Source organism: Streptomyces boncukensis (genome assembly GCF_011045075.1).
In the GTDB taxonomy this organism is placed as follows: Bacteria; Actinomycetota; Actinomycetes; order Streptomycetales; family Streptomycetaceae; genus Streptomyces; species Streptomyces boncukensis.
Window position 1 is genome coordinate 1 of record NZ_JAAKZZ010000838.1, and the last position, 2,052, is coordinate 2,052.

Genomic DNA, 2,052 nt, shown 5'->3' on the forward strand with positions numbered 1-2,052 from the left:
CCCTCCCTCTCCCCCTCCGCGCCGGTCGGCCCGGTCAGCCCGGTCGGCGCTGGCCGCCCTGCGTGCGCCGCGCGCGACCCGGGCCACGGCGCTGCACCCCGGCGCGTGGTGGCTGTGGGCGCTGGGGCTCGCCACCGCGGCGTCGCGGACGACGAACCCGCTGCTGCTGGCGCTGCTGGTGGCGGTCGCCGGATACGTCGTCGCCGCCCGCCGTACGGACGCGCCATGGGCCCGCTCGTACGGTGCGTTCCTCAAGCTGGGGCTGCTCGTGCTGGGCATCCGGCTGGTGTTCGCGTTCCTCCTCGGCTCCCCGATCCCCGGGACGCACGTCCTGGTCACGCTCCCGGAGGTGCCGCTGCCGGAGTGGGCGCAGGGCGTGCGGATCGGCGGACGGGTGACGGCGGAGGGGCTGGTCTTCGCGCTGTACGACGGGCTGAAGCTGGCCGCGCTGCTGATCTGCGTGGGCGCGGCGAACGCCCTCGCGAATCCGGCCCGGCTGCTCAAGTCCCTCCCCGGCGCGCTCTACGAGGCGGGGGTCGCGGTCGTCGTCGCGATGACGTTCGCGCCGAACCTGGTGGCGGACGTGCAGCGGCTGCGCGCGGCACGGCGGCTGCGCGGCCGCAGCGACCGGGGGCTGCGCGGGCTGCTCCAGGTCGGGCTGCCGGTGCTGGAGGGGGCGCTGGAGCGCTCGGTGGCGCTGGCCGCCGCGATGGACGCACGCGGCTACGGCCGTACGGCCCGGGTGCCGACCGCCGTACGGCACACCACGACGGCGCTCACGCTGGGCGGGCTGCTCGGCGTCTGCGCCGGTACGTACGGGCTGCTGGCCGCGCAGGGCGCGGCGTTCGGCCTGCCGGTGCTGCTGGGCGGGCTGGTGCTGGCCCTGGCGGGGCTCGGGCTCGGCGGGCGCCGCGCGGTGCGCACCCGCTACCGGCCGGACCGGTGGGGCCTGCGCGCCTGGCTGGTCTCGGCCTCCGGCGCGGCGGTGGCCGCGGCGCTGATCACGGCCTCCGACGGCCTCCACCCCCCGGCGGTCCCGCTGACGGCCCCGGCACTGCCCCTGCTTCCGGCCGCGCTCATCCTGCTGGGCCTCCTCCCGGCGCTGGTCGCGCCGGAGCCCGCGCCGGAGCCCGTACCGCACGCGGGCGCGCGCGCCGACGACGCGGACCGCGAGGAGCGCACCACATGATCACCTTCGAACATGTCTCGGTCACCTACGAGGACGACACCCGCGCCCCGGAAGCGGCAGCGCCCGCGCTCCACGAGGTGCACGCGCGGATCCCCGAGGGGGAGCTGTGCCTCCTGGTGGGCCCCTCCGGAGTCGGCAAGTCGACACTGCTGGGCACCGTCAGCGGGCTGGTCCCGCACTTCACCGGCGGCACGCTGCGCGGCCGGGTCACCGTCGCGGGCCGCGACACCCGCGCCCACAAGCCCCGCGAGCTGGCCGACGTGGTCGGCACGGTGGGCCAGGACCCGCTCGCCCACTTCGTCACCGACACCGTCGAGGACGAGCTCGCCTACGGCATGGAGTCGCTGGGCCTGCCGCCCGGCACCATGCGCCGCCGCGTCGAGGAGACCCTCGACCTGCTGGGCCTGGGCGAGCTGCGCGACCGCCCGATCGCCACCCTCTCCGGCGGGCAGCGGCAGCGCGTCGCGATCGGCTCCGTCCTCACCCCGCACCCCGACGTGCTGGTCCTGGACGAGCCGACCTCGGCGCTGGACCCGGGCGCCGCGGAGGAGGTGCTGGCCGTCCTGCAGCGGCTGGTGCACGACCTCGGCACCACGGTGCTGATGGCGGAGCACCGCCTGGAGCGGGTCGTCCAGTACGCCGACCAGGTGCTGCTCCTGCCCGCGCCCGGCGCGCAGGCCCGGCTCGGCGACCCCGCGGAGCTGATGGCCCGCTCCCCGGTGCGCCCGCCCGTGGTGGAGCTGGGAGCGCTCGCGGGCTGGTCCCCGCTGCCGCTGTCGGTACGCGACGCGCGGCGCAGGGCCGGGCCGCTCCGGTCCCGCCTGGCGGACCGCCGCCCCGCGGCGAGCCGACCGGAGGGACCC

2 protein-coding genes are annotated in these 2,052 nt (G+C 77.8%); both read left to right on the plus strand.

Annotated features, from left to right (window positions below; translation table 11 throughout):
- Positions 1 to 49: 49 nt before the first annotated feature.
- The gene (locus G5C65_RS36195; RefSeq protein WP_165303295.1) at positions 50 to 1,189 is read left to right on the plus strand and encodes a CbiQ family ECF transporter T component; all 1,140 of its coding nucleotides are present in this window, start codon (positions 50 to 52) and stop codon (positions 1,187 to 1,189) included.
- On the plus strand, positions 1,186 to 2,052 hold an 867-nt coding region (locus G5C65_RS36200; RefSeq protein ID WP_165303294.1), incomplete at its 3' end, for an energy-coupling factor ABC transporter ATP-binding protein. The genes G5C65_RS36195 and G5C65_RS36200, both read left to right, overlap by 4 nt.